Raw genomic sequence first — 5,029 nt, 5'->3', positions numbered from 1 at the left:
CGCGTCGTCGCAACCCGTGGCGGGCGCGCGGCGCGATGCGCCGATCCCCCGCAAGCCGGCAGGAGCCGCGACGATGGCAACACCCCCCCAATCCCAGACCGATCCCCAGCCCGAGGGCGACGCGCCCAGCCAGGTCGACCAGGCGGTCGCCCAGGGCGGCGCCTACGACGTGCTGCGCAAGCGCTTGGTCGAGCAGGGCGCGCGGCTGCAGGACGCGGTCGAGGCGCTCAACCGGCAGCGCCTGCAGGAGTTCGGCGACAGCCGTCTCGAGGTGGACGGCCGCTTCCGCATCCGCACCGAGCACAATTGCGTCGGTCGCGACATCGTGCAGGTCGGGCCGGACCTGCTGCTGTTCGGCTACAACGTGTTCCTCGGGCTCAAGAACCAGACCCGCGTGCAGGACGTGTTCGGGCTGTACCGGCTGGTCGAGGGGGCCGACGGCTACGACGTCAGCCCGATCGACCTGGCCGGCAGCTTCCTCGGCCAGGCCGGCTTCGTGCACGACTTCGGCGAGCTGTACGCCTACTACAAGCACGCCCGGCTGCTGCAACTGATCGTCATCGGCGGCAAGCTGCTGGCGGCGTTCCAGATCGGCGAGCGCAGCAGCGACGTGCGCGTTTTCCGCTGGGCGCAGGACAGCGACGGCGCGCTCACCTACATCGATGCGCGCGGCGAACGCGACATCGCGCTGCCGCCGCCGTTCGATTTCGAATGGACCCGCGCCACCCGCGAGATGGCGGTGAACGGGCGCCATTCGCATCTGAACATCCTCGATACCCTGTTCGTGGAGACCATCGGTGGCGATCTGACCATCAAGGTCGAGAACAACACCGAGACCGGGCAGGGCATCTACAGCGAACCGGTGGAGGACAAGACCCAGTCGCTGGACGATGCACAGTTCGATTTCGCGCGGGTCGGCAGCCTGGTCCTGCTCAAGGTGCTGCCGTATCGCGAGACGCAGTGGCGCGGGCTGATCTACAACACGCTCAGCGGCCGCATCGTGCGCAACGACGCCATCGTGCAGGCCTGCGTGCAGCTGCCCGAGGACCACGGCATCATTTTTCCCGGCGGCTATTACCTGCAGAACGGCGATCACAAGGCGTTCGACGCGGCGATGGACGGGATGCAGTTCAAGCGCGCGATCCGCTCGCCCAACGGCGAGGACGTGCTGTACATCTTCTACGAGCGCGAGGGCGGCAAGTCCGCGCTGTTCGTCTACAACACCATCCGCCGCGCGCTGCAGAACCCGGTGTTCGGCCATGGCTACGCGTTGCTGCAGGACGGGCGCATGGTGCTGTTCCATGCCGAGGGCAGCGAGCCGACCCGGATCCATCCGATGCAGGTCTGGCAGACTCCCTTCAGCAGCGACGAATTCGCTGCCAGGCGCCCGCCGAGCAACACCTTCCTCGGCCGCATCGGCAATGCCGAACTGGTGCGCGGCATCTCCAGCCTGTTCGGGCTGGCGCGCGCGATCGACCGCGACGAGGTGTCGGTGCAGCGCTACCAGTTGCTGGTGGAGGACGCGCGGCGCCTGTTCGACGCGCACCATTGGCTGGAGGACGCGCACTGCGGCGACCTGGCCGGCGTGCTGCGCGGCATCAGCGCCACCGGCGAGGCGGTGCTGGACGAATACGAAAAGGTGCTGTCGATCCGCCAGCAGTCCGACCAGGCGATGGCCGAGGCCACGGCCGCGCACAAGGCGCTGCTGGCGCGGTTGCAGCCGGAGAACTGGAACAGCATCCAGGAGTTCGTCGAACCGCTCAACGCCATCGCCGCGCAGCGCGGCCATCTGCTGACCATCCGCGAGCACCGCTACATCGACACCGATGCGATCGATGCGATGGGCGCGACGCTGCAGCAGGCCCACGACACGGTCGGCGCCGCCACCGGGCGTTTCCTCGGCAGCGAAAGCGCGCTGGCGCCGTTGCACGCGCGCCTGGCCGAACTGGACGCGGCGGCGCAGGCGGCGGCGACCGCGCGCGCGCTGTCCGAGCAGGTGCAGGCGATGCAGGCGATGTCGGCCGACCTGGACCTGCTGTCGGAACTGATGGCCGGGCTCAAGGTCGACGACGCCACCGAGCGCACCCGCGTGGTCGAGGCTCTGTCCGAAGTGTATGCGCGGCTCAACCAGGCGCGCGCGCGTGCCGAGCAGCGCCGCAAGAGCCTGGGTTCGGCCGAGACCGTGGCCCAGTTCGGTGCGCAGTTCGCCCTGTTCGGCCAGGCGATCACCAGCGCGCTGGCGCTGTCCACCGATCCCGAGCGCGCCGACGAGCAACTGTCGCGGCTGATGGTGCAACTGGAGGAACTGGAGAGCCAGTTCGGCGAGCACGAGCAGTTCCTCGGCGACATCCTCAGCAAGCGCGAGGAACTGGTCGAGGCGTTCGAGACGCACAAGCAGGCCTTGCTCGACGACCGCCAGCGCAAGGCGCGCTCCTTGCTGGACGCGGCCTCGCGCATCCTCGACGGCCTGCCGCGGCGCACCGAGCGCTTCGCCAATGCCGACGAACTCAACGCCTTCTTCGCCGGCGACCCGCTGATTCTCAAGCTGCGCGAGCTGGCCGAGCGGCTGCGCGGCTACCGCGACAGCGTCAAGGCCGACGACGTCGAGGCGCGGCTGAAGGGCGTGCGCGACCAGGCGGTGCGTGCGCTGCGCGACCGCAGCGAGCTGTTCGAGGCCGGCGGCAACGTGGTGCGGCTGGGTCCGCGGCACCGCTTCAGCGTCAACACGCAAGCACTGGACCTGACCCTGCTGCCGCGCGAGGACGGACTGGCGCTGCATCTGACCGGCACCGACTACCTGGAGCCGCTGCAGGACGCCGCGTTGGACGCCACCCGCGCCTACTGGCAGGTGGCGCTGGATTCGGAATCGCCCACGCTGTACCGCGGCGAATACCTGGCCGGGCGCATGCTGGAAGCGGCGCTGGCGGGCGAGGAGGGGCTGAGCCTGGATGCGCTGGCGCAACTGGCAGCCACACCCGACGCGCTGGCGCGCAGCGTGCGCGACTTCGCCGCGCCGCGCTACCGCGAGGGCTACGAGCGCGGCATCCACGACCACGACGCCACGCGCATCCTGCAGGCGCTGCTGCCCTTGCAGCAGGCCGCGGGCACGCTGATGCACGCCCCTGCCGCGCGCGCGCTGGCGCTGGCGTTCTGGGCCGAACGCCAGCGCGAGGAGGAGGTGGCCGCGTGGGTCGCGCGCCAGGCCGGCGTCGATGCGATCGCGCGCCTGTTCGGCGCGCGCGACGGCCGCGACGCGCTGCAGGCCGAGATGGCGCAGGCCATGCAGCGTTTCGCCGAGGACGCAGGGCTTGCGTTCGATGCCGCCCAGGCGCGGGCGGCCGCCGCCTACCTGGCGGCCGAACTGGCGCAGGGCGAACCGACTTTTCCGTTCAGCCGGCATGCGCGGGAACTGCTCGATGCGCTGCATGCGCGGCTGGCCGAGGCCGGGCTGCGCGAGCAGTTCGAGCAAGGCCTGGAACGCGTGCGCGGCAAGCTCGGCGCTGCCTGGACGCAGGCCAGCCAGTGGGTGCAGGGCCTGTGCCACGATCCGCGCTTCGCGGTCCACGCCGGCTACGCGCCCGAGGCGGTGGCGATCGCGCTGCTGGCGCCGCGGCTGCGCAGCCGCGCCAGCGAGGTGGCGTTGATGGCCACGGTGGAGGGCCTGCTCGGCGAACATCCGCGCATCGAAGGCGGGCGCCTGCGCCTGGCCATCGACGATTTCCTGGCGCGCCTGCGCCACCACGAGCAGGTGTTCGTGCCCGGCTTCCGCCAGTACCAGGCACTGCGCCAGCAGGTCATCGCCCGCGAGCGCGAGCAGTTGCGCCTGTCCGAGTTCAAGCCGCGGCCGCTGTCCTCGTTCGTGCGCAACAAGCTGATCAATGAGGTCTACCTGGGCGTGATCGGCGACAACCTGGCCAAGCAGATGGGCACGGTCGGCGAGAACAAGCGCAGCGACCTGATGGGCATGCTGATGCTGATCTCGCCGCCCGGCTACGGCAAGACCACGCTGATGGAGTACGTCGCCAGCCGGCTCGGCCTGGTCTTCATGAAAATCAATGGTCCCGCGCTGGGCCACGCGGTGCGCTCGCTGGATCCGGCGCAGGCGCCGGACGCCACCGCGCGACAGGAATTGCTCAAGCTCAATCTCGCGCTGGAGATGGGCAACAACACCATGCTGTACGTCGACGACATCCAGCACACGCACCCGGAATTCCTGCAGAAGTTCATCTCGCTGTGCGACGGCACGCGCCGCATCGAGGGCGTGTGGAAGGGGCGCACGCGCACCTACGACATGCGCGGCAAGAAGTTCTGCGTGGTGATGGCCGGCAATCCGTACACCGAGTCGGGCGAGGTGTTCAAGATTCCGGACATGCTCGCCAACCGCGCCGACATCTACAACCTGGGCGACGTGCTCGGCGGCATGGAGGAGGCGTTCCTGCTCAGCTACATCGAGAACGCGCTCACCTCCAATCCGGTGCTCGCGCCGCTGGCCACGCGCGAGCTGGCGGACCTGTACCTGCTGGTGGATCGCGCGCGCGGCAAGGAGATCTCCAGCAACGCGCTCAGCCATGCCTACAGCGGCGCGGAGATCAACGAGATCGTGGCCACACTGCAGCGCCTGCTGCGCGTGCGCGAGGTGGTGTACAAGGTCAACCAGCAGTACATCGCCAGCGCTGCGCAGGACGATCGCTACCGCACCGAGCCGCCGTTCCGGCTGCAGGGCAGCTACCGCAACATGAACAAGCTGGCGGAGAAGGTCTCGCCGGTGATGAACGAGGCCGAGTTGCAGCAGCTGATCTCCGACCACTACCTGGGCGAGGCGCAACTGCTGACCAGCGGCGCCGAGGAGAACCTGCTCAAGCTGGCCGAGTTGCGCGGCGCGATGGGCGCCGAGGAACAGGCGCGCTGGGACCAGATCAAGCGCGATTTCCTGCGCAACAAGGCGATGGGCGCCGACGGGGCCGATGTCGGCGGGCGCATGGTGGCGCAGCTGGCGGACATCGCAGGCGGCCTGCAGGGGCTGCGTGCC

The 5,029-nt window shown here is 69.5% G+C and carries 1 protein-coding gene; it reads left to right on the top strand.

What is annotated here, in order from left to right; translation table 11 throughout:
- Positions 1-73 precede the first annotated feature (73 nt).
- Positions 74-5,029: DNA repair ATPase (locus D183_RS25525; RefSeq protein ID WP_017910721.1), on the top strand; the 4,956-nt coding region annotated here is incomplete at its 3' end.

Origin of the sequence: Xanthomonas sp. SHU 199 (genome assembly GCF_000364665.1) — a bacterium.
Lineage (GTDB): Bacteria > Pseudomonadota > Gammaproteobacteria > Xanthomonadales > Xanthomonadaceae > Xanthomonas_A > Xanthomonas_A sontii.
This window is presented reverse-complemented; position numbering and strand designations above follow the sequence as displayed.